The sequence below is a fragment of the Streptomyces sp. NBC_00569 genome, from assembly GCF_036345255.1.
Classification (GTDB): Bacteria; Actinomycetota; Actinomycetes; order Streptomycetales; family Streptomycetaceae; genus Streptomyces.
This window is the reverse complement of the sequence record NZ_CP107783.1, coordinates 3,925,889-3,951,520: the sequence shown is the minus strand read 5'-3', so window position 1 is coordinate 3,951,520 and position 25,632 is coordinate 3,925,889. Positions and strand designations below refer to the sequence as shown.

Below are 25,632 nucleotides of genomic sequence, written 5' to 3'. Positions count from 1 at the left end.
CTTTCCCCTGCCCGTCCACTGATCGCCGAGAGCGAACAGCGCCGGGGGAACATTCGGAGGCTCACGTGCATTGAGTCGGCATAGCTCAACTTGACTGCTTAAGGGGAGATCATGGCATCGACGTCCACACCGCTCACCCTGCCCGTGCTGCCGCTCGACGACGAGGTCGTGCTGCCCGGAATGGTGGTGCCCCTGGACCTCAACGACAACGACGTACGCGCCGCGGTGGAGGCCGCCCAGGCGGCGGCCCGTTCCAGCGGATCCGTGGGCGGCAGCAAGCCGAAGGTGCTTCTTGTTCCCCGGATCGACGGCACGTACGCGAACACCGGCGTCCTCGGCACCGTCGAGCAGGTGGGACGGCTCGCCGACGGCGACCCCGGTGCCCTGATCCGCGGCCGCAGCCGCGTACGGATCGGCGCGGGCACGACCGGCCCCGGCGCCGCCCTGTGGGTGGAGGGCCTCGCGGTCGAGGAGACCGTGCCGGAGCCGCTGCCCGGCTCCGTGGCCGAGCTCGTCACCGAATACAAGGCACTCGCCACGAACTGGCTGAAGAAGCGCGGCGCCTGGCAGGTCGTGGACCGCGTCCAGCAGATCGACGACGTCTCCGCGCTCGCCGACAACTCCGGTTACTCGCCCTTCCTGAGCACCCCGCAGAAGGTGGAGCTTCTGGAGACGGCCGACCCGGTCGCCCGGCTCAAGCTGGCCACCGAGCAGCTGCGCGAGCACCTCGCCGAGCAGGACGTGGCCGAGTCCATCGCCAAGGACGTGCAGGAAGGCGTCGACAAGCAGCAGCGCGAGTTCCTGCTGCGGCGCCAGCTGGACGCCGTACGCAAGGAGCTGCGTGAGCTGAACGGCGAGTCGGAGGGTGAGGAGTCCGACGACTACCGCGCGCGCGTCGAGGCCGCCGACCTTCCCGAGAAGGTCCGTGAGGCCGCGCTCAAGGAGGTCGAGAAGCTGGAGCGGTCCAGCGACCAGTCCCCCGAGGGCTCGTGGATCCGCACCTGGCTCGACACCGTCCTCGAACTGCCGTGGAGCGAGCGCACCGAGGACGAGTACGACATCCAGGGCGCCCAGCGCGTTCTCGACGCCGAGCACTCCGGCCTCGAGGACGTGAAGGAGCGCATCACCGAGTACCTGGCCGTGCGCAAGCGGCGTTCCGAGCGCGGGCTCGGCGTCGTCGGCGGACGCAGGGGCGGCGCGGTGCTCGCGCTCGTCGGCCCGCCCGGCGTCGGCAAGACCTCGCTCGGCGAGTCCGTGGCGCACGCCATGGGCCGCAAGTTCGTCCGCGTCGCCCTCGGCGGCGTACGGGACGAGGCGGAGATCCGCGGACACCGGCGTACATACGTGGGTGCCCTGCCGGGCCGGATCGTGCGCGCGATCAAGGAGGCCGGGTCGATGAACCCGGTCGTGCTGCTCGACGAGATCGACAAGGTGGGGTCCGACTTCCGGGGCGACCCGGCGGCCGCCCTGCTCGAAGTCCTCGACCCGGCGCAGAACCACACGTTCCGCGACCACTACCTGGAGGTCGAACTCGACCTCAGCGACGTCGTGTTCCTCGCGACGGCCAACGTCCTGGAGGCCATCCCGGAGGCGCTGCTCGACCGCATGGAGCTGGTCCGCCTCGACGGCTACACCGAGGACGAGAAGGTCGTCATCGCCCGCGACCATCTGCTCCCGCGCCAGCTGGAGCGGGCCGGTCTGGACAAGGACGAGGTCACCCTCGGCGAGAGCGCGCTGCGCAAGCTCGCGGGGGAGTACACGCGGGAAGCCGGCGTGCGCAACCTGGAGCGGTCCGTCGCACGGCTGCTGAGGAAGGTCGCGGCCCAGCACGAACTGGGTGAGCGCGAGCTGCCGTTCACCGTCGAGGACACCGACCTGCGGAGCCTCATCGGGCGCCCGCACCACGTGCCCGAGGCGGCGCAGGACCCGGCCGAGCGCCGTACGGCGGTGCCGGGCGTGGCCACCGGACTGGCGGTCACCGGAGCGGGCGGCGATGTCCTCTACGTAGAGGCGTCCCTCGCCGACCCGGAGACGGGCGCGGCCGGCCTGACCCTGACCGGTCAGCTCGGTGACGTGATGAAGGAGTCGGCGCAGATCGCGCTCTCCTTCCTGCGTTCGCACGGCGCCGAACTGGAGCTGCCCGTCGCCGACCTGAAGGACCGGGGCGTGCACATCCACTTCCCGGCGGGCGCGGTGCCCAAGGACGGCCCGAGCGCGGGTGTCACCATGACGACCGCCCTCGCGTCGCTGCTCAGCGGGCGCCAGGTCCGTACGGATGTGGCGATGACCGGTGAGGTGTCGCTGACCGGGCGTGTGCTGCCGATCGGCGGCGTCAAGCAGAAGCTGCTCGCCGCGCACCGGGCCGGCATCACCACGGTCGTCATCCCGAAGCGGAACGAGGCGGACCTGGACGACGTCCCCGCCGAGGTCCTGGAGAAGCTGGACGTGCACCCGGTGACGGATGTGCGCCAGGTTCTCGAACTGGCGCTGGCGCCGGCCGCGGTGGAGGTTCCGGTGGCGGCGTGACGGACGCTGCCGGATGAAGAAGGCCCGAGTCCCCTTGGGGGCTCGGGCCTTCCGCGTGTGCCCGGTGCGGACAGGCCCTAGTCGATTGTCAGCCAGCCGCGCAGTGCCGCCTGCACCCCCGCCTGGAACCTGGTCTCCGCGTTCAGCACCGCCATCAGCCGGGTGATGCGCCGGCGCACCGTATGCACATGGACGTCCGGGCGGCGGGCTATCGCCTCGTCCTTGAGGCCGGACGTGAGCAGCGTCAGCAACTCCCGGTCCTCCTCGGTGATCTCCTCGTCCGTGACCGACCCGATGGGCACGGCGCGCTCCCACACCGTGTCGAAGAGCGGCACCAGGGCGTGGCTGAGCAGGGAGTCGCTCACCACCAGGGCGGTCGCGGTCGGGTCCGCCGCGTCGGTCGGCGGGAGCAGCGTGATGCGCCGGTCGACGGTGATCAGCTTGGTCGGCAGATCGGTGCCCACCCGGATCTGGACCCCCTGCTCCGACAGCTCGTTGAGCCCTCGGGCCCGCCCGGGGAAGCTCAGCCCTTCGCGGTCCACGACCACCCGCACCCGCGCCCCGCGCCGCACCGGCGCGCCCACGTCCAGCGGTGCCGGCATGCCGTCCGGCTGGCTGGAGGCGTAGGGCGGGCGGTCGATCAGGGCCACCTCCTCGCGCGCCGACATCAGCAGTGAGGCGACGCGCTCGGCGATGGCCGGACCGCCGCGCACGGTCTCGATGCCGATGGCGCGGGGACCCTGCGCGGTGCTCAGGAGCAGGGCGGAGATCCGGTCGACCGACCCCGTCAGCTCCTCCAACTCGGCTGACCTGTGCAGCAGTTGCGCTCGATGCTGATGCAGCAGGCCGCGCGGCGCGGTGGCCGGGGCGACGGCCTGAGGGAGTCCCGGGCCGTCGGCGGTCCGGACGAAGCCGTGCTCGGTGAGCTGGCCGAGAGCGGCCGTGACCCGGCGCACGGTCAGGCCGAGGGAGCGGGCGAGCGCGCTCCGGGACCCGTGCGCGGGCAGGTTCAACAGGGCCTCGTACACCTGGAGTCCGTCGGCCCCGAGTCCGAGGGCCTCCCACTGCGCACCCACCTCGGACTCGTTCACGGAGCCGATTCTCGTCTTGATCACGCAGGCCACACAAGTGTGCACGTACACAAGTAGGCACCGGAAACGCATTGTTCGCAGGGCCTGTACCGGCATTTGCATGTCCGCATCCGATTTCCGTTCACCCGCCCATGGCAGCGAAGGGATCAGTCGTGCGGACTTCAGCGCGCAGAAACAGAGCAGACAGGTCGGGCGGCATAGCCGTCGGCCAGGGAGTGGCGGCCGTGCTCGCCGCCGCCGGACTGCTCGTCACCGGCATGACGGCCGCCCACGCCGACACCGCTCCGACGGCGGCCACGGCCACCACCGCCGGCAGTGAGACGGACACACCGTCCCTGGTGACCGGGCTCAGCGAGGAGGCCGCCGGTACCGGCAGCGCCGCCGACGCCGCCCGCGGGCACCTCAAGGCGAAGAAGAGCCGCTACCACATCGCCGACACCTCGGCGAAGGACCTCTCGGCGGTCTCCACCGACAGCGAGGGCGGCAAGGAGACGGTCCGTCTCCAGCAGAAGTACAAGGGCGTCGACGTCCTCGGCGGCCAGTAAGTGGTCCGTATGACGAAGAAGGACGGCAAGCGCACCGTCACCGGCACCTCCGGCAACTACTTCACCGAGTTGAAGCTCGACTCGGTCAGCCCGAAGGTCTCGGAGAAGACCGCGATCGAGCGCGCCATCGGTGCCGTCACCTCCCAGCTGGGCGGGGCCCCGCTGCACGCCCCGGCCAAGGGCGAGAAGCTCGACAGCACCCCGCTGACCGGCAAGGCCGTGGACGTGACGATCCTGCCGCAGGGCACCGGTGTGCTCACCCGGCACATCACCGTCACGGGCACCAACCCTGCGGACGGCACGGCCGTCAAGCAGGAGGTGTACGTCGACGGCCACTCCGGCTTCCCGGTCATGCAGTACAGCGGCATCCAGACGTTCGGCGCGACGGGCGCCGCCGCCTCGGGCTCCGCGAACGGGGCCGCGACGACGCCGGGCGACGCCTCCACGACGGCCGTCCCGCCCTTCCTCGTCAAGGGATCCGGTACCCGCTACAACGGCCGGAAGGTCGACCTCAACCTGTACAAGGGTTCCGACGGCACCTACCAGATGTACGACTACGGGTTCCGGGACGCCGCCGACCCGTACAACGGCCCGCTGCTGCAGACCTGGGACGCCCACGGCGCCGACGTCTCCACGGCGTCCGGTGCCTGGCCCTCCGCCGCCACGATCTTCAAGTCGGCGACCCCCGACGTCGGCGCGGACTTCACCGACTCCGGCGTGGTCGACGCCCACTGGGCGGCCAACAAGGTGTACGCGTACTACGAGAACCACTTCGGCCGTAAGGGGCTCGACGGCAAGGACGGGTACATGTACTCGCTCGTCGGCGTCACCGCCAACGGCCAGCCGTACGACAACGCCTTCTGGGACGGCTCCAAGATGGTGTACGGCAAGGGCGGCGGCGACTACCGCACCTTCTCCGCGGTCACCGTCCTGACGCTGCCGCCGGCCACGTCGTGGGCCAACGCGACGCCGCCGAAGCTGTACCAGGTCGCGCCCGACGGCAAGGGCGGCGCCCAGCGTGTCTCCTGCAACCGCGGCGACCAGGTCTACCCGGCCGCCGACGAGGGGCAGCGCGTGCTGTGGCTCGACGGCACCACCGGCTACACCGACCTCGTGAAGCGGGACCGCCCGGCGGGCAGCTGCTGACCCGCCCTCGCACGAGCGGCCGGACCCCTGGGGGAGTCCGGCCGCCCCTCGCCTTCGCAGGCTCAGCCGTTGGCCAGTGCCTGCAGCCGGTCGTAGGCGCCGTTGAACTTGCTGTGGTCGCCGACCGTCGGGCCGGACGACGTGTACTGCCACATCGTGTAGTAGCCCCAGCCGGCCGGGAGCGCGCCCGGGTCGGTGTTGTAGCGGGCGATCCAGAGCGGGTTGGTCGCCCCGAACGCGCTGGAGTTACCGGTGCACTCGGTCCACCAGCTCGTCGCCGTGTAGATGACGGCGTCGCGGCCGGTGCGGGCCTTGTACTGGTTCAGGAAGTCACGGATCCAGCTGACCATTCCGGCCGCGGTCTTGCCGTAGCAGGACGCGCCGTACGGGTTCCACTCGATGTCGAGCGCGCCCGGCAGGGTCCGGCCGTCCTGGGACCAGCCGCCCCCGTGGTCCACGAAGTAGTTGGCCTGGGCGGCACCGGTCGTCGTGTCCGGGGTCGCGAAGTGGTACGCGCCGCGGATCATGCCGACGTTGTAGGAGCCGTTGTACTGCTGGGCGAAGTACGGGTTCGTGTAGTACGTGCCTTCCGTGGCCTTGACGTAGGCCCACTTCACGCCGCTGTTCCAGAGCGTCGACCAGGCCACGTTGCCGTTGTGGCTGCTGGTGTCCACACCCTCGGTCTGGACGGCCTTGTCGCCGGTGGGCAGTCCGCCTCGGCCGTCGTGCTCGGCGACGCCCATGCCCATCGTGGCGGAGCCACGGGCGGGGACGTCGGCGGCCTGGGCCGCGGTGGGCAGGGTGAACAGCAGCGAGAGCGCTGCGAGGATGACTCCGGCCGCCGGGAAGCGCCTGAGACGCGGGCGGCGGACGGTTCCGGATCTGTGCACGGGCATTGCGTGCCTCCGAAGGCCTCGTTGAGCTTCTGTGAGCTCGGTGGGGGGACCTTTCGACATGTCACTGGTGTGGACATGTCACCAATGAAGCTACGCACGTAGACCGCCGGGAGGGAAGGGGGCCCGGATGATGCCGTTGGTCTACTCCTGCGAAATACTGGCGGAGCTGCGGCAATGGCCGCGAATGGCGGAAACTTTCAGAAACGGGAAACCCTGGCATGGGTGCTGACGTGCACGAGGACGGGAACGGCGGGCGGCCGGGCGCCGAATTCGACGCGACGGAGAGTGGTGTGGACCACGAATTCTTGTCCCTGGAAAGGGAGTTGACGGTCTTCCTCAGGCGAGCACGCGCGTCCTCCGGCGAGATGGCGCGCGCTGTCCACCCGGACCTCGAACCCGCCGCCTACGGACTCCTCGCGCGCCTGGAGGAGTGCGGCCGGCAGCGGGCCACCGAACTCGCCGCGTACGTCGGCGTCGGCAAGGCCACCATGAGCCGGCAGCTGCGCGCCCTGGAGGACCTCGGTCTCGTCGCGCGCGAACCCGACCCCGCCGACGGCCGCGCCTGGCTCGTCCACCTCACCGACGAGGGCCGCGCCAACTTCCGTCAGGTACGCGACGCCCGCCGTGCCACGTACGTACGCCAGCTCGCGGGCTGGGACCGCAGCGAGGTGGCGGAACTGGCTCGGCTGCTCCACCAGTTGAACGCGGGCGCCGAGAGCTAGCCACTACAGCTCCAGGTACACCGCCGTCGCGTCGTCGTGGGTCTTGCTGCGCCGCAGGAAGACCCGGTCCCGCTCGTCCGCGTCCTCCAGGGCACGTACGCGCGCGACCACCGCCTCGGCGCCCTCCTTGCGTACGAGCGCGAACAGGTCCGCCCAGTCGCCCTCGCGGAACTTCTCGACCCAGCGCGTGACTCCGTCGGTCAGCGCCACGAGCGTGCGCGCCCGCGCGCGGGGGAGTTCACCCGTGACCGCCCGCTCGGCGACCGAGGGGTCGGCGGCGGCCGTGAAGAAGCCGCCCTCCTTGTTGCGCACGGTCGCGTCGGCCACCTCGTCCGAGACGAGGGAGGAGCGCGGCACGCGGTCGAGCCGGTCGTCCACCATCGCCGTGACCGATCCGGACGCGTCCTCGACCAGCAACACCGAGTCGGACAGCACCAGATACTCGACCCGCTCCGCGTCCCACCGCGCCAGGACCACGGTCGCCTGAGGCGTACGCGGGTGAGAAAGGTCACATGCCTGCCGATGGGCGTCGGCGGTGCGGCGGATCGCCTCGGCGAGGACGGCGGTCAACGTCATATCCCGCCGCGAAACGGACAGTTCACCCAATGCGCCGCCCAGTCGCGCCGTGAACCAGGGGACGGAATGCAGGCAGCCGCTCTCACCCCGGGGCGGGGTGACCCCGTCCAGGACCACCAGCGTTCCCCCCTGTCCGGAGGCGGGTACGGCCGCCGAGGCGAAGTCCTCGTTGGGTCGGTCGGGGTTTCCGGGCTCCGTCGCGAGTTCGATGCGCATCCAGCCAGTCTGCACGAGGCCTTCACAAGCGGCCCGTTGAGCCGGGAGTTGAGCCACATCGGCAGGTCAGACGCCTGGTTTCGACCGGAATGATCAACTCCGACGGGGAGTGGCGGGGCATCTTGCCAAAGCCTGTGAGAGACGTCCAACCGGCGCCCCGTTCGGGCCCCGTGCCCATGCCACCGGGACTTGCTCCCCAACTCCCGCTCGATGTTCACTCCTTCGGGTGGCTGGCTAGGTGATGCGCGACCACTGCTCACCGGCACTGGAATGGTCTGGAGCCATACCAGGGGGCGCGCGTGTTGACAGATCGTCACCCGGGCCCATGGGTAGACGAGTCAGGAATGCGAGCACCGGTGCGGAAGATGCGGCCTCGACGCAAGGGCAAGCAAGCGGCCTCCGAAGCGGACGAGGGGCGCACGACGGTTCCCGCAGGAACCGCCGCGCACGCCCCGGCGGGCACCCCCGCCGACCCCGGAGGACGACGCACCGCGCGGGTGCGCAACCGGCTCATCATCGCCGTAGCGGTCGTCGCCGCGGCGATCGCCGGCTCTGCCGCACCCGCCCTCATGACCGCGTCCGGGCAGGTCAGTGACTCGCAGGAGCTCGTCGACCTCGCGGCACGGACCCAGCAGACCGTCACGCTCTCCCACTCCCTGGCCGACGAGCGCGACGAGGTCACCGCCTTCATCGCCGCCGGGCGGCCCAAGGGACAGGGGCTCTCCGAGAGCCGCAGCGCCCGCGTCGACCGGCAGCTCGAAGAGCTCCGCACCGACGCCCCGGCCCCCCTGCGACGCGATCTCGCGGGCATCGCGGCCGTCCGCCGGGCCGCGCTCACCGGCAAGGGCAGCGCCCTCGAGGCACACAAGGCGTACTCCGGCGCGATCAACGAGCTGCACGGCACCGCCGAGCAGCTCGCCGAGAGCACCCCGCCCCGCGCGGGCTCCGGAGCGCACGCCTTCGCCGACCTCGACCGGGCCGTCGAGCAGGCCTCCGCCGCGCGCGGGCTCCTGCTCGCCGCGCTCTCCGTGCCCCGCACCAACCAGACGTCCACGGTCATCGACCCGGTCACCGGACTGCCGAAGACGGTCGTCTCCCAGGACTCCGCCGACAGCAAGCAGCGCGACGCCCTGAGCACCGCCGCCCAGCAGGCCCACGTACGCGAACAGGCCGCCCTCGCCGACTTCGAGGACGCCGCCCCGGCCGCGTCCGTCGCCTCCTACGGCGCCACGGTCACCGGGCCCGACGTCACCAAGGCCGACAAGTACCTGGCCGCCCTCACGGACGAGCCCACGCTGTCCGCCGACGACCTCGCCGCCGGCCCGAAGAGCATCGACGCCGCGCTCTCCGCCCGCATCGACCTGATGCGCGGCGCCGAGTCGTCCCTCTACGACCGGCGCACCAAGGACCTCGCCCTGCTGCGCGACGACGACGTCACCGCACTCGAGGTCCGCATCGCGCTGGCCGGTCTGTGCCTGCTCGTCGCCGTCGGCGTCTCGATGGCCATGGCCCGCACGCTGACCAGGCCGCTCGCGGTGCTCCGCCTCGGCTCGGCCCGGCTCGCCGCGGACCCGGCGAGCGAGGAGCCGGTCAAGTTCACCGGCCGCAACGACGAGTTCGCCCAGGTCGTACGGTCCGTCAACGCACTGCACGCGCACGCACTCGGCCTCCACGAGCGCCTCACCACGCTCGAGGCCGACCGCAAGCATCTGATCGGCCAGCGCGCGACCATGGCCGACGAGCGCGAGAAGCTGCGCACCGAACTCGCCTCGGCCTCGGCCCACCTGGACCGGGTCCGGCACAGCATCCACGGCACGTTCGTGAACCTCGCCCTGCGCACCCTCGGCCTCGTGGAGCGCCAGCTCGGCGTCATCGAGAACCTGGAGGAGCGCGAGCAGGACCCCGAGCGCCTCGCGACCCTCTTCAAGCTCGACCACTTCGCCACCGTCATGCGGCGGCACAGCGAGAACCTCCTCGTCCTCGCCGGCGCCGAGCACGGCCACGGAAACCCCGGCGCCGTCCCGCTGGTCGACGTCGTGCGCGCCGCGGTCAGCGAGATCGAGCGCTACGAGCGGGTCCGGATCTCCGCGCTCCCGCCGCACGCGCACCTCGCCGGGTTCGCCGCCGACGACCTCAGCCACCTCGTCGCCGAAGTCCTCGAGAACGCCACCTCGTTCTCGCCGCCCGACGCCTCCGTCGAGGTGTCCGGCTGGCTCCTGGAGAGCGGCGAGGTCATGCTCTCCGTCCAGGACGAGGGCATCGGCATGACCGACGCGAGGATGAAGGAGCTCAACGCCCGCCTCGCCGCCTTCGCGGACGACGAGATGTTCGACCCCGAGGACGGTGACGGACTCGGCCTCGGCCTGTACGTCGTGGCCCGCCTCGCCGCGCGCCACGGCGTGCGGGTGCAGCTGCGCGAGCAGAAGCAGGGCGGGATCGCCGTCGTCATCGTGCTGCCCAGGGCGCTCCTCGCGGCGGCCCCCGCGGCAGCCGCGCCCCCGCGGGTCCCGGTGGCCGGCGCCGCGCCCGCCGTGCACCTGCCCGGATCCGAGGCCGAGGCCAACTCGAATGTCCTGAGCAGCCGTTCCAAGGACGGCCACGACCCGCTGATCGCCGCGGCGGAGCACGCCGTACGGGAAGCGGGGACGGACGCCGAAGCGCCGCGGGAGCCCGACGCGGCCGTAGCGGAGCCCACGCGGCCCACGGTGCCGGTCGAGTCGCCCGCCGAGACGACCATGACCCTGACCGCGCCGATCCCGGCCGTCGACCCGGAGCCGGTACGAGCCGTCGACCCGGAACCCGTACCGGCGGCGGCCCCCGAGCCCGCGCCGCGGCCCCTGCACCTCGACGACGAGCCCGCGCACGAGCGGGTCGCCGACGAGACGGGCGCCGCGGAGATCAGCGGCACCCCGGGCCTGCCCACCCGGCCCAAGTCCGACACGCCTCCCGCCCCCGAGGCGGCGGGCGAGCCCGTGATCCCCGCGGCCCGCACCCCCCAGTGGGAGCGGGTCACGGACAAGGGCCTGCCCAAGAGGACCCCCAAGATCTCGGCCCCCGCGCCCGCCGCGGCGCCGCGTACCGGATCCGTCGACGCCGACGCCCTGCGCCGCCGCCTCGGCGGATTCCACCAGGGGGCCAACAAAGGCCGGCGGGACGTCGAGGCCGAGATCGGCGGAACGGATCCGACCGCAGAACCCAAGGGGGACACAGTCGAGGAGGCAAGCAGTTGACTGCGCCCAGTCGCACGCCGAGTGCGTCCACCCCTGGATTCGGACTCAGCACCGAAGCCCGCAACCTGCACTGGCTGCTGACCAATCTGGTGGAGGAGGTGCCAGGGCTCCTCTCGGTCGCGGTCGTCTCCTCCGACGGGCTGCTCCTGCTCTCCTCCGACCCCGGCAGGAACAATGAGCGCCCCGCCGACCACAGCGGCGGACCCAAGGGTTCCAGCGCCGACCTGGCCACGATCGTGTCCGGCGTCGGCAGCCTCACCATCGGCGCCGCCAAGCTGATGGACGGCGGCAGCGTCAAGCAGACCATGGTCGCGATGGAGGAAGGCAGCCTCTTCGTCATGTCCATCAGCGACGGCTCACTGCTCGGCGTGCACGCCACCCCGGACTGCGACATGAGCGTCGTCGCCTATCACATGGCGCTCTTCGTCGGCCGTGCCGGGCACGTCCTCACGCCCGAACTCCGCAGTGAACTGCGCCAGTCGATGGAGAACGCCAAGTGAGCAGCAGCATCACCAATCTCAGTACCGGCGGCCCGAAACTTCCCACCCGGGGCGGCGACCGCAGGCCGGCCCGGGTGCGCCCCTACTCGCTCACCGGCGGCCGTACCCGCTTCGGCCATGTCCTGCTCGTCGAGACGTTCGTCGCCGCGCTCGAAGCGCCCGAGGAACGCCTCGAGATAGGCCAGGGCACGCTCTCGACCCGGATCATGCCGGAGATGCGGGCGATCGTGGAGCTGTGCCGCCGCATGCGCACGGTCGCCGAGATCGCCGCGCTCCTGAAGATGCCCCTCGGCGTGGTCCGTGTACTCCTCAGCGACCTCGCCGACCAGGGAAAGATCCGCGTTTACGGAACCGGCCACGGCCCGGGCCAGCCGGACCGCGCACTGCTTGAAAGGGTGCTGAGTGGACTCCGTCGTCTCTGAAGGCGTCACCGAGGGCGTCACGCCCGCCTTCGTACCTGCCCAGCCGTCGTCCGGCCGTGATGCCATCGCCTTCGAGCCCCAGGAGGAGCTCCAGGCCTGGCAGACGGACCGCACCCGCGCCCCGATCGCCACGAAGATAGTGGTGGCCGGCGGCTTCGGCGTCGGCAAGACCACCCTCGTCACCGCCGTCTCGGAGATCCAGCCCCTCCAGACGGAGGCGCTGATGACCCAGGCGAGCGAGGACACCGACGACCTCACCGCCACCCCCGACAAGACCACGACCACGGTCGCCATGGACTTCGGGCGGATCACCCTCGACGACGACCTGGTGCTCTACCTCTTCGGCACGCCGGGGCAGCAGCGCTTCTGGTTCATGTGGGACGACCTGGTGCGCGGCGCGATCGGAGCGGTCGTGCTCGCCGACACCCGGCGGCTGCCCGACTGCTTCCCGGCCCTCGACTACTTCGAGAGCTGCGGGCTCCCGTACGTCGTCGCCGTCAACCACTTCGACGGCTCAGACGAGTTCGCCGCCGCCGACGTGCGCGAGGCCCTGACGGTGCCGCCGCACATCCCTGTCCTCATCATGGACGCGCGGCAGCGCATCTCGGTCGTCGAGACCCTCCTGGCCCTCGTCGGCCACGCGCTCGACGCCACCCCCGAATAGCCACCACCCCTCAGCAGTAGAAGAGGCACCCGCATGCGGAAGATACTCGTCGTCGGAGCCGGCCAGTCCGGTCTCCAGCTCGCCCTCGGCCTCCAGTCGAACGGGTACGAGGTCACCCTGATGTCCAACCGCACCGCGGACGAGATCCGGTCCGGCCGGGTCATGTCCACGCAGTGCATGTTCGACACGGCGCTCCAGCACGAGCGCGACCTCCAGGTGAACTTCTGGGAGTCCCAGGCCCCCAGGATCGAGGGCCTCGGCGTCTCCGTCGCCGCCCCCGGCTCCTTCGACCCGGGCCCCTCGCAGCGCGCCATCGACTGGGTGGGCAAGCTCGACGGCTACGCGCAGTCCGTCGACCAGCGCGTGAAGATGGCCGGCTGGATGGAGACGTTCGCGCAGCGCGGCGGGCAGCTCGTCATCCACGGCGCCGCGGTCTCCGACCTCGACTACTTCGCCCGCACCTACGACCTGGTGCTCGTCTCCGCCGGCAAGGGCGAGCTGGTCTCGATGTTCGGCCGCGACGCCTCGCGCTCCCCGTACACCGAGCCGCAGCGCGCGCTGGCCGTCGCGTACGTGCACGGCATGGGCCCCCGCCCCGAGCACCCGGACTTCGACGCGGTGCGCTGCAACCTGGTGCCCGGCGTCGGCGAGCTGTTCGTGATGCCGACCCTCACCACCTCGGGCCGCGCGGACATCCTGTTCTGGGAGGGCATCCCCGGTGGTCCGCTGGACGCCTTCAAGGGCGTCAAGGACCCCTCGGAGCACCTGGCCCTCACCCTGGAGCTGATGGAGAAGTTCACGCCCTGGGAGTACGCGCGCTCCACGAAGGTCGAGCTGACCGACGCCAACGCGACCCTCGCGGGCCGTTACGCGCCGACCGTCCGCAACCCGATCGGGCGGCTGCCCGGCGGCGGCGCGGTCCTCGGTGTCGCCGACGTCGTGGTCGCCAACGACCCGATCACGGGCCAGGGTTCGAACTCGGCGTCCAAGTGCGCCGCCTCGTACCTCGACTCCATCGTCGAGCACGGCGACAAGCCGTTCGACGAGGAGTGGATGCAGTCCACCTTCGACCGCTACTGGGACACCGCGCAGCACGTCGTGAAGTGGACCAACGCGATGCTGGGCGTCCCGCCGGAGCACGTCCTCAACCTGATCGGCGCCGCCGGCCAGCTCCAGCCGGTCGCCGACCGCTTCGCGAACGGCTTCAACAACCCGGCCGACTTCGAGAACTTCTTCTATGAGCCGGAGAAGACGAACGCCTACCTGGCCTCCGTCTCCGGGGCCTGATAGGGCTTTGACCAGTAACGATGTCATCGTTATTGGTCGTTGCCGGCCGTCGTGGGCCGTTGCTTCACGGCCCACGGACGGCCCAGCTCCCGCCTGGGAGTAGGGGACTTTCCTCGCGTTAACAGGTTCTGGGGGACACCTCGGGGAACCGGATCCCTCAGCGCGCCTTTAGGGCCTGCCCACGGCCGAGGGGCGATTCAGGCGGGTCTCATTGGGGAGGCGTTAGGGAGGCTGGTGTAGGCCTCAGGTGTCAAGAAAGTCCCAGTCATCCCCGAGGACCCACCTGAGCGCAGAGAGCTTGCCATGGACGAAGCCCCATCCCCAGTCATCCCACGGGCCGACGTTCTCTTCGCCATAGCGCCGCTCGATGTCACGCATGGCAGCTTTCATGTGCTGTTCAAGCTCAGGATCGAGTGGCTCACGGCGGCCGTCTTCGATCTTTTCTAGCAGAATTAGTTTCCGTACGTACCAGATCTTTTCGAAGTATTCGTTCTCTGCCTTCAAGATTTCGGCAAGAGATCGGGTTTCACTTCGGACTAGCTCCACTTCTTCGATTAGCTCTGTAAATTCGTCTCCGAAGTGGCTCAGCATGATGGAGTTCAGTCCGCCGACACCGTGCACGTATCGGGATCGCACCTGGTCGAAGATGTCGTCTAGATCAGGATGGGGCTTTCGGTGGTCGCCTTTGGGTATCGAGAAGTCTTCATGGTTCGATGTCGCAAAGCATGTGACGGTTCCGGTTTCCTGATTTGCATTGACTGCGGACCAGTACACCTCGATGAGCAGGGCGTCCGCCACGCTGTTCTTGTTGAGGTGGAGGGGCGCCTTCTTCTCCAGACCACGTTTCACTGCGGCCTCATGCTCGGCGGCTCCGGGTTCGAGCCTCTTCCCAAGCTGTAGGAGCTCGGATATTTCCGAGAAATTCTGGAGAGATCCCTCCGCGACGTAAGGGATCTGGTGCGCCAATGCAGATATCCAGCCCTGCGCGTCGTCGCCTCCGTACTCCTGTAAATCTTGCTTCAAGAGTCGGAATCGTTCGCGAACGCTTTGGGTCGCAGCATTCTCTGCCCTCGGGCGGTTTCTCTCGAACTCATCGATGATGAGTGAAGGCACCAGCAGTTCAAGCTTCCCTTGATGTACGAGAACTCGTATGGCGACAATCGTTTGTTGTCCATCCCGCCGCCGGGCCATGTCGAGCCATACCGATGTATCGATGAGAATTCTCAGCACGCGCAGTAGGGTACGGCATTCCACGACCGTAAGGGTGGCTAATAAGGTCGATGGAACGGCTTTGGGGCCATGATCTTCGAGGCTCGCGCCAAAGTGGCTGCTTAAAGCCGTGGAGCCGACCGCCCCAGCCACGACTGCGCTGACCTCATGCCCTGTGTGCCTGCCTCTTGGGCGGGAGCGGGCGGTCGGTGGTGCCGAGCGGGGCGGAGACCTGAGCGTGGGCGCCGCTGGCGCCCGCTCCCGCCCGGAGGAGCGGAGCGACGACGGGTGCTTGATGAAGTAGGGAGAGTTCTATCGCGCCCGTACCGGACAGCCTTGGCTGCGCGCCGGCATGGGGGGGGAAGATCTTCTCCTAGGTTTCTGCCAGCGCCCTCGGAGGGGTCATGGGCCGGGCGTCGGCAGATTTACAGTCCCCACAGGCGAGTGGGTCTGAACTGGCCCTCTTCTGAGGGACTAGCGCATTGCCCCACGCTGGCCCCACTAGGGGATCTCGTGACCGTGGAAGCGCACTTTGACCTGCATGTCAGCAGGATCGAGGCGTAATGCCCAGTCCATCTTGGCCAGAGGATGGCCGCCTGGTCCAAGCTGCTGTCACAGTCGACTACTCATCCCGCACCGTCCATACGAGAAGGCCCATGATCGCTACGAGGGCCAGTACGACATGCGGGTCAGTACTCGCTTGGGCGCCGGAAGCAAGCGCCGAAAGCATGTACGTCATCCACTCGGGATTACCCCCCGGTTTGGACGGGAGGGCGGAAGCTGACATGGCAACTCCTGAACATGGAAGGTGGTTCCGGGATCCCCCGGTACGCACCAACTTCAGGGTTGATTGATCCGTTGCGGCAGTTGTCACACGTTGCCATGGCTCGCAACACTGGCCTCCAACCAACCTGTCCTGGTGCAGAGGAGACGGTGTGTCAGAGGCTCAACTTCTACGCCCGATCAAGCCAGACCTTCCTCCCGAGTGTGCAGCCTTCGTCAGCACCCTCCGTGAGCTATTCGGGGGGCTGGACATCTCGGTTCGCAGGTACGCAGCAAGGAGGCACCGGGATCCAGGGTCAATCTCGCGCTTCCTCAACGGCTCCCGGGTACCGCCATGGGAGTTCGTAGAGGATCTGCTGCGCGACCTAGCAGAGGCGCAACAGAATCCTGTCAAACCGGAGGTTTTCGGTCACGTCCGAGACCAACACCGCCAGGCGTTGCGCGTCAGCAACGCGGGACTCTATGAGCTTCAAGTCTTGAGTGACCAGCTAGAACAAGCGGATCGAGAACAACGACAGGCAGCGGTCAAGGAGCAGGCACTCCTGGAAGCGTTGCAAGCCCGGCAACGGCGCATTGCAGAGCTGGAGGTTGATCGTCGCCAGCTAGAGAGCGATTGGGCGGCAGAACGGCTGGAAAAGGAAAATCTTGCCGAAATCCACGCAAATAAGACTCAGGACTACGCGCGCGAGATAGATCAGCTGCGCCAAGAGATTGAGGACCTTCGCGTCAAACTCCGCGAGGCGGATGCACTGAATGAAGCAGCTGAAATGCGATGCAAGCTTCTGGAAGAGCAGCTGGAGGAACTGGAATCAAAATACGACAGCAATCCCCCTGAAGCGCCATTCGAAGATGCTCAGCAGGAAACAGTGGAGCAGGAAATTACACTCCTGCAGGAGCCCATTGATGAGCTCAGGGAAATCGTCAACGGAAAGTCAGTCCAAGAAATTATCTCAGAAATCATTGAGAGGGAAGCTTACGACTCAAACCGCCCCTCTCGATTGTATGACGCCATCGCGGCTTACGGCGACATTCGGATGATTAAAGAAGTCTCCTCGGGCCTTTTTGAAGCTGCTCAGCAGACGGCGGTTTACGGCCTGCTGCGTTCAACTCTTCATGAGGGTCCGGTGGAAGTCGTGTATGCGTTCCTAGATTCCGTCGCCAATGGCAGCCTAATCGTTGGAGATTACAGAATTCAGGACATGCTTCTGTGGTTCACGTACGATTCCGGACCTGATCGCATAGTCAGACTTCTTCGGCAACTGCGTGAAGAAAGAAGAGAGGAATGGGCTACTTTTCTGCTTCACAGCGTCGGGCAAGCCCACTACGGTGATGCCGTCAAGGTGCGTGACGTCGTCGCGCGTGTCGACGCGAATGATACCCAATCCTTGCTTTCGGTCACAGCTCGAAATGTGGAAGTCGATAAATTCCCACGCGTTCTCCGTGTGCTGCGAGATGGTGCGATGGAAGGGCAAGCGAAATGGCTGATCGCGGAATTCGTTAAAGAGCGGGCGGCTGAAGTGCCGGCGCTCAAGAATTCCCTGCGACTGCTAGGAGCGGCGGACGATCTTAGAGATCTTGAGTGGGTAGTAGCAGAGTGAGCGATGCCCCTAACAGCCAACCGATCTCGAACATCTCGCCCGGGCCCTGTGCGTATGGCCGTACGCGGTCGGCCAGGGGCGTTCGCGCGACAGGTCAGGGGGGGCGCGCGACGGTGAACAGTGGCGGCCGTCGGTGAACTGGACAAAGTCAAGGACAACGCACAGACGCAAGTCGGGATCCCGCTTCGTACGCGATGCAGGGAGCGAGCCGTCGCGGGCATGCCGTTCCACGCCCGACTGGCGGTGGCTGCTCGTAGGCTTGCCCCACCGTAGACGCCCTTGGGGGACACGTGAGTTCTGCCGGCCAACCATCCTGGCGTCACCCGACTTTGAGGCTGCACCATCGACACGTCGAACGGCGCGTGACCGAAGCGCAAGCGGGAGCAACCGAGTTGGGGCTCCATCTCGATGCGGACACCATCCGCTCCGCGCTGGCCTATGAGCGAGGCATGCTCCCTCTCCTGGCATTCAAAATCGCCGCCGCCGTGAACGTCTTCCTACTGGTGTTGATCGCCGGGAATCGCGGGGCATGTAGACCCGGGGGGTATATGGAGCCGACTCCCACAGTCGATTGCACAGGGGTGTCGGCGAGTTGGTCCGCCCCGCTGGTGCCGCTCAACATCCTGCTGGCGATCGTCATCACCATGGTGTGGTTCAACAGTGCATCCGGGGGTTGGAGCATTCCGCGCTGTTCAAGGCCGATCTACCCGCTGCTCAGCCTGCTGGCAGCAAGCGCGACCGTCGCCCGTCCTGCTACCCGATATACCGAAGCCATCAAGCTCAGCCAGAGGGTCTCCCTCTTGGGTCTGCCGCTACGGACGTTCGCCGGCAACGCCGCTTCAGATTTCGGGAAGCGGCGTGCGCTGCGACGCGAGCTGAGGACGCATCTCAACCGCGTTGACGCCGCATTCATTCAAGCGGCAGACCAGCTTGCCGGAGATCGCACGGCGGCCGCACTCCGGTTGGCGGAACTCGCGGCTCTCACCACCAACAACATCGCCGCTGGTCGATTCACCGCGGTACTGCCTGCGGAGGCACTCCCCGAGGAGGACTCGGTCGAGCCGGACCGGCTTGACGGTCGCCGCTTGGCAACCGCCTGCCTGTGCGCGGCAGTAATCGTGATCCTCGCCTTCTTTGCGCTGTCGCCGTTGGGGGCGCCCGTGGAACTCCTCGTGCCTTTGGCCGTGGTGGCGTTCCTCGTCCTCGTGTACACACTGCTCGCCTTCCGTTTCGGGCTGTCGGAGGCCACGCGACTGACCCGGAGCATCGGCGGATTCTTCTCGGCGAGCCCACCCCTGTAGGCCGGTTGTGCCAAAACGGGCGCGCCTCGAAGTGGGGTCGCGCCCGTTGTTTGTGCCGCTCAGGAAGGGAGGAATCCCGGCTTCTCCCTTCCTAGGTCTTGCAGGTGGTTCAGGTAGTCCTGTGCAGCCGGTTCGGTGCTGTAGCGCTGCCTCATGACGGCCGCGAGTTCTCGCCGATCTTTCCCCAGCTGACCTGAGGGAATCACGACCTCAGGCCGCCTCGTAGTGATGAGCCCGTCCGCCGCGCCATGTCACCCACATCGGGTCATCGAGAAGGCTCTCGGCGTCTTCCAGCCCAGCACGTCGGAGGAACTCGACGACGTCACGGTCGGAGTGGGCGAGGCCAAGGATCTGGCCGCGCGCGGCGACCCGCCGGCCGCCCGTACCGAGCAGCGCATGCACAACTATCGGAGCACTCGCCATACCTCAAGGGTGCGCCGGGCCCTCCACTCAAGCATTCTGAGCGGTCAGTCCAACGCACGCCGATGCCTCCCGGCGTGCTACTGACCAGCCGTCGCGTCCGAGCAGCTTCGTCGCTCTACCAGCAGACCAGCACGCGATCCGTTAATCACCTCAACATCCTACGTACAGACCACTACGCTGACATTCATGAACGAGCGAATTTGGCGAGGCCACTGGTGGGAGACCACAAATCCCGAGGTGAAAGTACCCGGCACCCTTCGCTGCACAGAAGCAGGCGATGTAACGCTGGAACTTATCGGTGGTTTCGACATCAAGATTCGCCAACCCCTCCCAAATGGAGCCGGATACAGCGTCAGCGGTAAATCTCGCACGCTTACACTAATCCACGGCACTTCGGGCAAGGATGATTTCACATTGCTCGACGTCAGTCACACTGGCAGCCGGGGTTCACTTTTTGGGGATGAGCTAACCGAACAAAATTGGAGCGCCATTCGCGCCCTGCGCGGCATACATCTCGGATCTCTATCGACTCCGGTATTCACGCGGGCCAGACTTGGATTTGAGCGACTCCTTCAATGGTCAGAGAGAACCGCCTTCGAAATATCAGCCGAGAAGCTGGAGGGTGAGGCTCGCAGTTCGCGACGAGTCGAAAAAGTACCAGTCGAATCTTTGGTAGCGAAACACGGAGATCTGGAAATCTCACTGCGCCACCTTTCGCGTGATTTTGACTCTACAGATGACGTGGTGGCGAACGAGCGATCTTTTTCTGCACAGGAGGCGGCGGATCTCACCCTAACTCCCCCTGGCCCAGTCCATTGCAAGTACTTTGACGAAGTCGAGAAAGACCTACAGGATCTATTTACCCTGAGCACGTACGAACCGTGCGGCGCAGTGGGGCGATGGTTGATGTACACGTCAGCGCAGGGCAGAACTAAAGAGGTCGAGGTGATCGGACGCCAGATCTACCGCACAGTAACCCCGCGAAAGCGCTCCGCAGGAAACAATGCACTCTTCACGCTAGGCGACGTTGATTTCACAGAGCTTATCCCTAAGTGGCTAGAAACCAAGGGAAAGGCTCGCGCTGGTTGTAACATCCTATTCGGACTTAGATATATCGAAAGGGGCTACATTGGCACGCGGCTCCTCGGGGTCGCATCAGCGGCGGAGAGCATTCACAGATCGTTGCGCTCGGCCAGCACCCCCATACCTAAGAGGGAATACAGGCGCCTGAAAGAAAAGATTCTCGCCGCCCTTTCAGATGAGGATGCGAAAATGGTCGCCTTCGTCAAGAACGGACTGCACAACAACCCCACCTACAACGAGCGAATGCTAGAGCTTGCTTCAATCCCGGATGAAGCAGCCGTAAACACTCTCTTGGGCGATCACACTCGATGGGCCACAGACCTAAAGAAAGCCAGGAATGATCTAGCGCACGCAAATGAGAGATCGTCCAGTGGAGGAGAAAACACCGAGGCTTTCTGGCTACTAGAGGTAACCTACGCCCTGCTCTGTCTGGTTCTAATGTCTGAGATCGGCATTAGCCCAGAGCGTCAACGCAGAGCCGTCGAAGAAAACTCACTGATCAACCGTGCCAGCGGTGCATTCAAGAAGGACAACGAAGAAGACTGATTCACGGCATCTCTCACGGAGCCTCGAACTTCTGCCCTGACAGAGCCCGCTCGCGGAGGGCGGCCGCCCCTTCCGGTCCCCTCCTGTCGCCTGCTACGACCTTGCGCTCCGGCTCGGAACAGCCATGTGCAACTGTTGGAGGCCGTACATAGCGGCATGAAATGCCGCCCCGATCTCGCGCGCTCTGTCCTCGGTCTTGATTGGCCACATGGAGATGTAATCAGCTCCGATGTTCGCCTGCTCCACAGTGCCATCCAGGACCAGAGCTTCAGCTGCGGAGTTCAGGATCGTCATCGCCTGGTCCGGGACGTAGGGCTTACTGCTGGCCATGACATCAAGCTCCACTGACCAATGCCGCCCACGGCGAGCAATGCACACGAAGATCGCATCGTTGGCTTTGGCTCTCTTGTAGGCCGCACGGTGGGCTTCCATCTCGGTGCAGTCAGGGATAGCTTCAGCATGGAGAGGCATTCCGGGCATCGACATGCCTGCATCGTTGCAGGCACTCACGCCTGCGTTCAGGCGAACAGTCAGTTCAGGCGGATTCGAGCAGGCGATGGCCGTCATGGGAGCGGACGTGCGGAGCAACTGCGGCATCTAGCGCATCACGCACACGTACCGAGTAGACCTCTCCCATCGCACCCTCAACTTCCTGCGGGGTCAGCCATCGCACAGCGGTGGACTCACTGGACGTGCGCTCCACGCCGGCGACGGGGCGGCATAGGAACACTAGAGCCACCACACCCTTGCTCATGTTCTTGTAGACCCCGGTCAGTCTCTCAACAGAGACCTTGATGCCTGTCTCCTCACGCACTTCCCTCACCGCCCCGTCCTCGGGCCGTTCGTCCAACTCAAGCACGCCACCGGGCGGCTCCCAGGTGCCGTTGTCCGCGCGTCGGATGACCAGAACGCGGCCGTCATCACGCACGACCACGCCAGCGACCGAGACCGAGTGAAGCGGCATTGACGCGCCCTCCGGGTAGCGTTGCTTATGTACAGGAGCTTAGGAGGAACAGTAGGACATGCCCACGTCTTCCACAGACTCGGGAAAGCCGAAGTATCTACAGATCGCGGACGACCTCGTTCGGCAGATCAAGGAACAGATCCTTGCTCCCGGGGACCAGGTACCCAGCGAGTCTGACCTCATCAAGAAGTACGCCGCGTCCCAGGGCACGGTGCGCAAGGCGTTCGCGGAGTTGCGCGCTACCGGCTTGATCGAGACGCGCCACGGCAAGGGTTCGTACGTGAAGCGGCGCCCTCCTGTGCGGCGAAAGTCCTCGGATCGCTTCCGCAGGTCGCACCGCACAGCAGGCAACGCGGCGTACCTCGCAGAGGCCCAGCAAGCGGGCAGCAAACCGAGCGTGAGTGTCCTCTATGTCGGGCCGACTGAAGCGCCGGAAGAGATCGCAGAGCGGCTGTCGGTGCCGACGGGCGCGAAGGTGCTGGCGCGGCGTCGCCTCTACTTCAGCGATGGCATCCCTACTGAGGAAGCCACCTCCTACCTCCCGTGGGACGTAGCGAAGGACATCCCCGAACTGTTCGAGGAGAACCCCGGCGGTGGCGGGATCTACGCCCGACTGGAGGAGCACGGTCACACGCTGAAGGAGCTGTCAGAAACGGTCCGCGTCCGCCTCGCGACCAAACAGGAGATCGTGGCGCTGAGCCTGAGCCCTGGCTCGCCCATCATCCATCTGACCCGGAATGCAGAATCTCAGGCGGGCCGCGTCGTCGAGGTCTGCGACACGTTCATGGCCGCTGACCAGTTCGTTTTGGAGTATCGCATCCCAGCAGACGACTAAGGCGCCCGCCTCCGAGGCCCCAACCCGCCGCAGCGATATCGCGCGGCGGGTTGACTCATGTACAGGAGTTGGGCACTCTCTTACCTGTCACTCCTGCACATGAGTACATAAGTGCAGGTGCTGGCTCGCGCATCACTGCGTGACCTGCACGAAGCGCTCGGTGAGTCCCGTGAGGACGGGAGCCCCTTGACCGGGGGTTACCGCACTGACCGAGGAGCAATTGCGGCGCCCTCCAGGGGGTGACCTTGAGAACTGAATAGGTGGGCCCCGCCTCCCCGAGTCGAAAAGGCGGATCACGCGGCGACTGGCCGCGCCTTGACCTTCGCGGCTTTGCCGCGCCGGTTTCGCTGCTCGTCTCGTACGAGCAGCGCTGAGGGGAGCCGGAACACAGGAAGGAGCCCGTGATGGGGCTGTTCGGAACGTCGCCAAAGGCCATGTCGGTGCCCAAGCGTGAGTGCCCGCAGTGCTGGGAGCACGCCCACAACCGTGCAGTTCACCGGAGGCTCGGCCCCTGAGAGGACTGCCCGCAGTGCGTGGACCACATGGTCAACGGCTGCCCCGGCTTCAACAGGCGCTGATCTCCGGCCTGCTGGCTGACGGCGCCCACTGCACGACTTTCGTCGTCAACCCACTTCAACGGCGCGCGGCCCCGGAGGTGCAACTCCGGGGCCGCTTTTGAGCCGCCTTACCTGCTAGGGAGAACACGACTCATGAGCAACATCGCTGCACTTCAGGCGGCCGTTACGGCCGACGAGTTCGACCGTGAGCCGACCGCCGCGGAGCTGGACGCCATCGAGCACGAGATGCCCGTCATCCTGGCTCGCGTCGAGCTTCTGGACGCGCAGATCGTCACCCTGGACCGACCGGCCACCGAGCTGGACCAGCGCCGTATCCGCCGGGCCCGTCGCAAGGTCCTGGGCACCCGCCGCGCGCTGACCAACCAGGCCGCCGCCGCGGTGACGGGCGGTGCCGCATGAAGGCCACGTGCCCCCAGCCGGAGCGCCTGCTGGACCACACCGGCAAGCCCAAGCCGTTCTTCAACTTGCCGCTCGACTACGAGCAGGGCCGCTTGGGCCTGGCCTTCCACGAGGCCGGACACGCGGTGCTCGCCCTGGCCTACGGCATTCACGTGAAGACCAGCGAGGTCATCGCCTGGGAGCCCGACGGAGGCGGCTGGGCGATGACGGGGAACACCGCCCACCAGTCGCACAACACCCCGCCGTGGCACTTCGCGGCGATGTGCGCAGCCGGGGAACTCGCCCAGGTCACCTACCTCATGACCTACGGCCTGTGGACGCCGGAACGGGCCTACGCCTGCACCGCCGACCACGACCGTGAGCAGGCCATCGACGTACTCGCCCAGTTCGACTACGAGCTGGGCCGCGACCACGTCCCCGCCAACGGAAAGTCCTGGGGGATGGTGCGCGGCATGGCCCGTCGCAAGGTCGGCCACCTGTGGCGCGAGATCCGCACCGTGGCCCACGCCATGAACGAGAACACCGTGCTGACCGGCGACGAGATCGCCGACCTGACCGGGCTGACCAACGCCCCGTTGCTGGAGGTGGCGGCATGACCACGCAGGCCCGCAAGCCGCTGACCAAGGTTCAGACCATCGTGCTGAGCGCGGCGTTCGCGCCGATGCTCGCCACCGGCGTGTTCGGTGGGATCGGCACCTACAGCAACATCAGCGGGGCCTACGGCAAGGGCACCGCGCTCGGGGCCGTGTCCGCGGGTGAGGGCGCCACCGCCGTACTCGCACTCGTCCTGCTCGGGTTGACCATGCTGGGCCAGTCCTCCCCGCGCATCATCCGACTCGGGCTGTGGGCCCTGCCGGCCGCCGCATCCGCGATGGCCGCGATGGCCGCCGACGACCCTGGTACGACAGTCATCTACGCCATCACCCCGATGGGCATGTGCGTCTCGGCCGAGGGCATGGCGTTCCTGGCCCGCCGCATCGCCGTCCACACCGACGGGCGCGACGCGGAAGGCGAGCGCCGGGCCGTCGAGGTCGTCCAGCGGCTGGCCTATCACCGGGCCCGCGCCGCCAATCACCCCAGCGAACGAATCCGCAAGTGGTCGGATCGGGCGTCGTGGCGACTGGCCCGCAAGGTCGGATCGGGCGATGCGGAACTGGGATCGAGGCTGCTCGATGTGCAGCGCCAGCGCGTCACGATCGGCGCGGACGCCGCCCTCGGATCGATGTTCCGCCTCGCCCCGGACGCTCTGCCGCCTGCGGGCGCGAGTGCGGAGGAATCTGCCGAGACCGTGAGAATTCGGTCTACGGCTGACCTGCCCGAATCGACCCCGGCGCCGATCACGGCGAAGCCGATCGTTTTGCCGTCTCCGGTCGCGGTCGGCTTCCTGAAGTCGACCCTTCCGAGCAAGCCCGTTCGGGCGATCGAGTCGGCCCCGGTCCGGCCGATCGAGAAGCGCGCTGTGCCCGCCGAGTCGACCCGACCGCGCGGTGCTACGGGCCGTGTGCCGGACGCTGCTCGATCGATTCGGCCCAAGCGGACCCCCGATCAACTGCTCGATGAGGCCCGTACCGTGACGGCCGATTGGCCGGACGCGAAGCTGACCGCCGAGGGCATCCGGCTCGCGGTGCACACGTCGCCGAAGAACGCCCGCACGCTGCGCGAGACACTGCGCGCCGAACGTGGCCTCAAGGCCGCGTGATGTCGGCGGCGTTCGGCAAGTGCTACGACCCTCCCGGGGCCCGCTACGGCGTCCCTACCTATCCGTGGCGCCTTGCCCCGGAGGGGATGGCTACGCGCCGACAGCTCCGGGCCCGAGGCCTGCGGCCGGGCGGTCAGCCGATAGGCGCCCAGCTCATGCGCCGCTCCCGCCGCCGCAAAGCGGGCGTGAGCGTGGCGTTCCTGTACCGCCTCGACCTCGCCAAGCCGGTGCGGCCGATGACCTCACGCAAGTGGGGCGCGCTCGCCCTGGCGATGCTCGCCCGTCGCACCTGCCCGCAGTGCCGCATGGACGCCGGATACGTCATCCCGTCATCGCTCGGGACCTGTGTGACCTGCGCCTACCCCGACGATCCGCCCCCTGGGAGGGATTGAG

The 25,632-nt window shown here is 67.3% G+C and carries 24 protein-coding genes; 17 read left to right on the top strand and 7 right to left on the bottom strand.

Annotation, left to right across the window (positions count from 1 at the left end; all coding sequences use genetic code 11):
• The first annotated feature begins 111 nt into the window (after positions 1 to 111).
• On the top strand, positions 112 to 2,526 hold the full coding sequence (gene lon, locus OHO83_RS17590) for an endopeptidase La (RefSeq protein ID WP_266674071.1): 2,415 nt from the start codon (positions 112 to 114) through the stop codon (positions 2,524 to 2,526).
• A 77-nt stretch (positions 2,527 to 2,603) separates the two neighbouring features.
• Here lon and OHO83_RS17585 read toward each other — a convergent pair whose 3' ends face one another.
• On the bottom strand, positions 2,604 to 3,641 hold the full coding sequence (locus tag OHO83_RS17585; RefSeq protein ID WP_266674073.1) for a LuxR family transcriptional regulator: 1,038 nt from the start codon (positions 3,639 to 3,641) through the stop codon (positions 2,604 to 2,606).
• A gap of 128 nt (positions 3,642 to 3,769) precedes the next feature.
• Between OHO83_RS17585 and OHO83_RS17580 the strand changes: the two genes are divergently transcribed.
• Positions 3,770 to 4,162: a hypothetical protein gene (locus OHO83_RS17580; protein WP_266674075.1), complete on the top strand. Its 393-nt coding sequence runs from the start codon at positions 3,770 to 3,772 to the stop codon at positions 4,160 to 4,162.
• 9 nt (positions 4,163 to 4,171) lie between these two features.
• A complete protein-coding gene (locus OHO83_RS17575; RefSeq protein WP_266674076.1) occupies positions 4,172 to 5,308 on the top strand; it encodes a hypothetical protein in 1,137 nt (378 codons plus the stop codon).
• A gap of 62 nt (positions 5,309 to 5,370) precedes the next feature.
• Here OHO83_RS17575 and OHO83_RS17570 read toward each other — a convergent pair whose 3' ends face one another.
• Entirely contained in the window at positions 5,371 to 6,204 is an 834-nt protein-coding gene (locus OHO83_RS17570) for a lysozyme (protein ID WP_266674077.1), read from the bottom strand.
• A gap of 218 nt (positions 6,205 to 6,422) precedes the next feature.
• Here OHO83_RS17570 and OHO83_RS17565 point away from each other — a divergent pair, with 218 nt between their 5' ends.
• Complete coding sequence (locus OHO83_RS17565; RefSeq protein WP_266674078.1) at positions 6,423 to 6,926, top strand: MarR family winged helix-turn-helix transcriptional regulator; 504 nt, start codon at positions 6,423 to 6,425, stop codon at positions 6,924 to 6,926.
• A gap of 3 nt (positions 6,927 to 6,929) precedes the next feature.
• On the opposite strand, the gene OHO83_RS17560 is transcribed toward OHO83_RS17565, so the two are convergent.
• The gene (locus OHO83_RS17560; RefSeq protein ID WP_266674080.1) at positions 6,930 to 7,718 is read right to left on the bottom strand and encodes a protein phosphatase 2C domain-containing protein; all 789 of its coding nucleotides are present in this window, start codon (positions 7,716 to 7,718) and stop codon (positions 6,930 to 6,932) included.
• A 356-nt stretch (positions 7,719 to 8,074) separates the two neighbouring features.
• Here OHO83_RS17560 and OHO83_RS17555 point away from each other — a divergent pair, with 356 nt between their 5' ends.
• From OHO83_RS17555 to OHO83_RS17535, 5 genes are all read left to right on the top strand, one after another.
• Complete coding sequence (locus OHO83_RS17555) at positions 8,075 to 10,948, top strand: sensor histidine kinase (RefSeq protein WP_443066098.1); 2,874 nt, start codon at positions 8,075 to 8,077, stop codon at positions 10,946 to 10,948.
• Positions 10,945 to 11,448, top strand: a complete 504-nt coding sequence (locus tag OHO83_RS17550) for a roadblock/LC7 domain-containing protein (protein ID WP_266674084.1) — start codon at positions 10,945 to 10,947, stop codon at positions 11,446 to 11,448. Before OHO83_RS17555 ends, OHO83_RS17550 begins: the two co-directional genes overlap by 4 nt.
• A complete protein-coding gene (locus tag OHO83_RS17545; RefSeq protein ID WP_382476605.1) occupies positions 11,445 to 11,870 on the top strand; it encodes a DUF742 domain-containing protein in 426 nt (141 codons plus the stop codon). Before OHO83_RS17550 ends, OHO83_RS17545 begins: the two co-directional genes overlap by 4 nt.
• A 64-nt stretch (positions 11,871 to 11,934) precedes the next feature.
• Positions 11,935 to 12,534 carry a GTP-binding protein gene (locus OHO83_RS17540; RefSeq protein ID WP_382476643.1) on the top strand — a complete coding sequence of 200 codons (600 nt, stop codon included), beginning with the start codon at positions 11,935 to 11,937 and terminating at the stop codon, positions 12,532 to 12,534.
• A gap of 33 nt (positions 12,535 to 12,567) precedes the next feature.
• Positions 12,568 to 13,821: a styrene monooxygenase/indole monooxygenase family protein gene (locus OHO83_RS17535; protein WP_266674088.1), complete on the top strand. Its 1,254-nt coding sequence runs from the start codon at positions 12,568 to 12,570 to the stop codon at positions 13,819 to 13,821.
• 243 nt (positions 13,822 to 14,064) lie between these two features.
• On the opposite strand, the gene OHO83_RS17530 is transcribed toward OHO83_RS17535, so the two are convergent.
• Entirely contained in the window at positions 14,065 to 15,051 is a 987-nt protein-coding gene (locus tag OHO83_RS17530; RefSeq protein ID WP_266674090.1) for a PIN domain-containing protein, read from the bottom strand.
• 914 nt (positions 15,052 to 15,965) lie between these two features.
• Between OHO83_RS17530 and OHO83_RS17525 the strand changes: the two genes are divergently transcribed.
• Entirely contained in the window at positions 15,966 to 17,411 is a 1,446-nt protein-coding gene (locus OHO83_RS17525) for a hypothetical protein (protein ID WP_266674092.1), read from the top strand.
• A 362-nt stretch (positions 17,412 to 17,773) separates the two neighbouring features.
• Positions 17,774 to 18,712: a hypothetical protein gene (locus tag OHO83_RS17520; protein ID WP_266674094.1), complete on the top strand. Its 939-nt coding sequence runs from the start codon at positions 17,774 to 17,776 to the stop codon at positions 18,710 to 18,712.
• A gap of 210 nt (positions 18,713 to 18,922) precedes the next feature.
• Here the strand turns inward: OHO83_RS17520 and OHO83_RS17515 are convergent, their stop codons facing one another.
• The gene (locus OHO83_RS17515; RefSeq protein ID WP_266674096.1) at positions 18,923 to 19,135 is read right to left on the bottom strand and encodes a hypothetical protein; all 213 of its coding nucleotides are present in this window, start codon (positions 19,133 to 19,135) and stop codon (positions 18,923 to 18,925) included.
• 186 nt (positions 19,136 to 19,321) lie between these two features.
• On the opposite strand from OHO83_RS17515, the gene OHO83_RS17510 reads away from it, so the two are divergent.
• Entirely contained in the window at positions 19,322 to 20,764 is a 1,443-nt protein-coding gene (locus OHO83_RS17510; RefSeq protein ID WP_266674098.1) for a HEPN domain-containing protein, read from the top strand.
• Between the two features lie 93 nt (positions 20,765 to 20,857).
• Here OHO83_RS17510 and OHO83_RS17505 read toward each other — a convergent pair whose 3' ends face one another.
• Together OHO83_RS17505 and OHO83_RS17500 are read right to left on the bottom strand one after the other, a co-directional pair.
• Positions 20,858 to 21,331, bottom strand: coding sequence for a hypothetical protein (locus tag OHO83_RS17505; protein ID WP_266674100.1), 474 nt, complete (start codon positions 21,329 to 21,331; stop codon positions 20,858 to 20,860).
• Positions 21,300 to 21,728, bottom strand: coding sequence for an NUDIX hydrolase (locus OHO83_RS17500; protein WP_266674102.1), 429 nt, complete (start codon positions 21,726 to 21,728; stop codon positions 21,300 to 21,302). The genes OHO83_RS17505 and OHO83_RS17500 overlap by 32 nt, the downstream gene beginning before the upstream one ends.
• A gap of 58 nt (positions 21,729 to 21,786) precedes the next feature.
• Between OHO83_RS17500 and OHO83_RS17495 the strand changes: the two genes are divergently transcribed.
• From OHO83_RS17495 to OHO83_RS17475, 5 genes are all read left to right on the top strand, one after another.
• Positions 21,787 to 22,563, top strand: a complete 777-nt coding sequence (locus OHO83_RS17495; protein WP_266674104.1) for a GntR family transcriptional regulator — start codon at positions 21,787 to 21,789, stop codon at positions 22,561 to 22,563.
• Between the two features lie 710 nt (positions 22,564 to 23,273).
• Positions 23,274 to 23,540, top strand: a complete 267-nt coding sequence (locus OHO83_RS17490) for a DUF6284 family protein (protein WP_266674106.1) — start codon at positions 23,274 to 23,276, stop codon at positions 23,538 to 23,540.
• The gene (locus tag OHO83_RS17485; protein ID WP_266674108.1) at positions 23,537 to 24,136 is read left to right on the top strand and encodes a hypothetical protein; all 600 of its coding nucleotides are present in this window, start codon (positions 23,537 to 23,539) and stop codon (positions 24,134 to 24,136) included. The genes OHO83_RS17490 and OHO83_RS17485 overlap by 4 nt, the downstream gene beginning before the upstream one ends.
• Positions 24,133 to 25,239 carry a conjugal transfer protein gene (locus OHO83_RS17480; protein ID WP_266674110.1) on the top strand — a complete coding sequence of 369 codons (1,107 nt, stop codon included), beginning with the start codon at positions 24,133 to 24,135 and terminating at the stop codon, positions 25,237 to 25,239. The genes OHO83_RS17485 and OHO83_RS17480 overlap by 4 nt, the downstream gene beginning before the upstream one ends.
• Positions 25,239 to 25,631, top strand: coding sequence for an RRQRL motif-containing zinc-binding protein (locus tag OHO83_RS17475; RefSeq protein WP_266674112.1), 393 nt, complete (start codon positions 25,239 to 25,241; stop codon positions 25,629 to 25,631). The genes OHO83_RS17480 and OHO83_RS17475 overlap by 1 nt, the downstream gene beginning before the upstream one ends.
• Position 25,632: the final 1 nt, after the last annotated feature.

Coding starts and splice junctions, on each gene's coding strand:
- OHO83_RS17480 (WP_266674110.1), top strand. CDS start 24,133: ATGACCACGCAGGCCCGCAAGCCGCTGACCAAGGTTCAGACCATCGTG.
- OHO83_RS17570 (WP_266674077.1), bottom strand. CDS start 6,204: ATGCCCGTGCACAGATCCGGAACCGTCCGCCGCCCGCGTCTCAGGCGC.
- OHO83_RS17490 (WP_266674106.1), top strand. CDS start 23,274: ATGAGCAACATCGCTGCACTTCAGGCGGCCGTTACGGCCGACGAGTTC.
- lon (WP_266674071.1), top strand. CDS start 112: ATGGCATCGACGTCCACACCGCTCACCCTGCCCGTGCTGCCGCTCGAC.
- OHO83_RS17485 (WP_266674108.1), top strand. CDS start 23,537: ATGAAGGCCACGTGCCCCCAGCCGGAGCGCCTGCTGGACCACACCGGC.
- OHO83_RS17515 (WP_266674096.1), bottom strand. CDS start 19,135: ATGGCGAGTGCTCCGATAGTTGTGCATGCGCTGCTCGGTACGGGCGGC.
- OHO83_RS17560 (WP_266674080.1), bottom strand. CDS start 7,718: ATGCGCATCGAACTCGCGACGGAGCCCGGAAACCCCGACCGACCCAAC.
- OHO83_RS17575 (WP_266674076.1), top strand. CDS start 4,172: ATGACGAAGAAGGACGGCAAGCGCACCGTCACCGGCACCTCCGGCAAC.
- OHO83_RS17535 (WP_266674088.1), top strand. CDS start 12,568: ATGCGGAAGATACTCGTCGTCGGAGCCGGCCAGTCCGGTCTCCAGCTC.
- OHO83_RS17510 (WP_266674098.1), top strand. CDS start 19,322: ATGAACGAGCGAATTTGGCGAGGCCACTGGTGGGAGACCACAAATCCC.
- OHO83_RS17500 (WP_266674102.1), bottom strand. CDS start 21,728: ATGCCGCTTCACTCGGTCTCGGTCGCTGGCGTGGTCGTGCGTGATGAC.
- OHO83_RS17565 (WP_266674078.1), top strand. CDS start 6,423: ATGGGTGCTGACGTGCACGAGGACGGGAACGGCGGGCGGCCGGGCGCC.
- OHO83_RS17505 (WP_266674100.1), bottom strand. CDS start 21,331: ATGACGGCCATCGCCTGCTCGAATCCGCCTGAACTGACTGTTCGCCTG.
- OHO83_RS17495 (WP_266674104.1), top strand. CDS start 21,787: ATGCCCACGTCTTCCACAGACTCGGGAAAGCCGAAGTATCTACAGATC.
- OHO83_RS17475 (WP_266674112.1), top strand. CDS start 25,239: ATGTCGGCGGCGTTCGGCAAGTGCTACGACCCTCCCGGGGCCCGCTAC.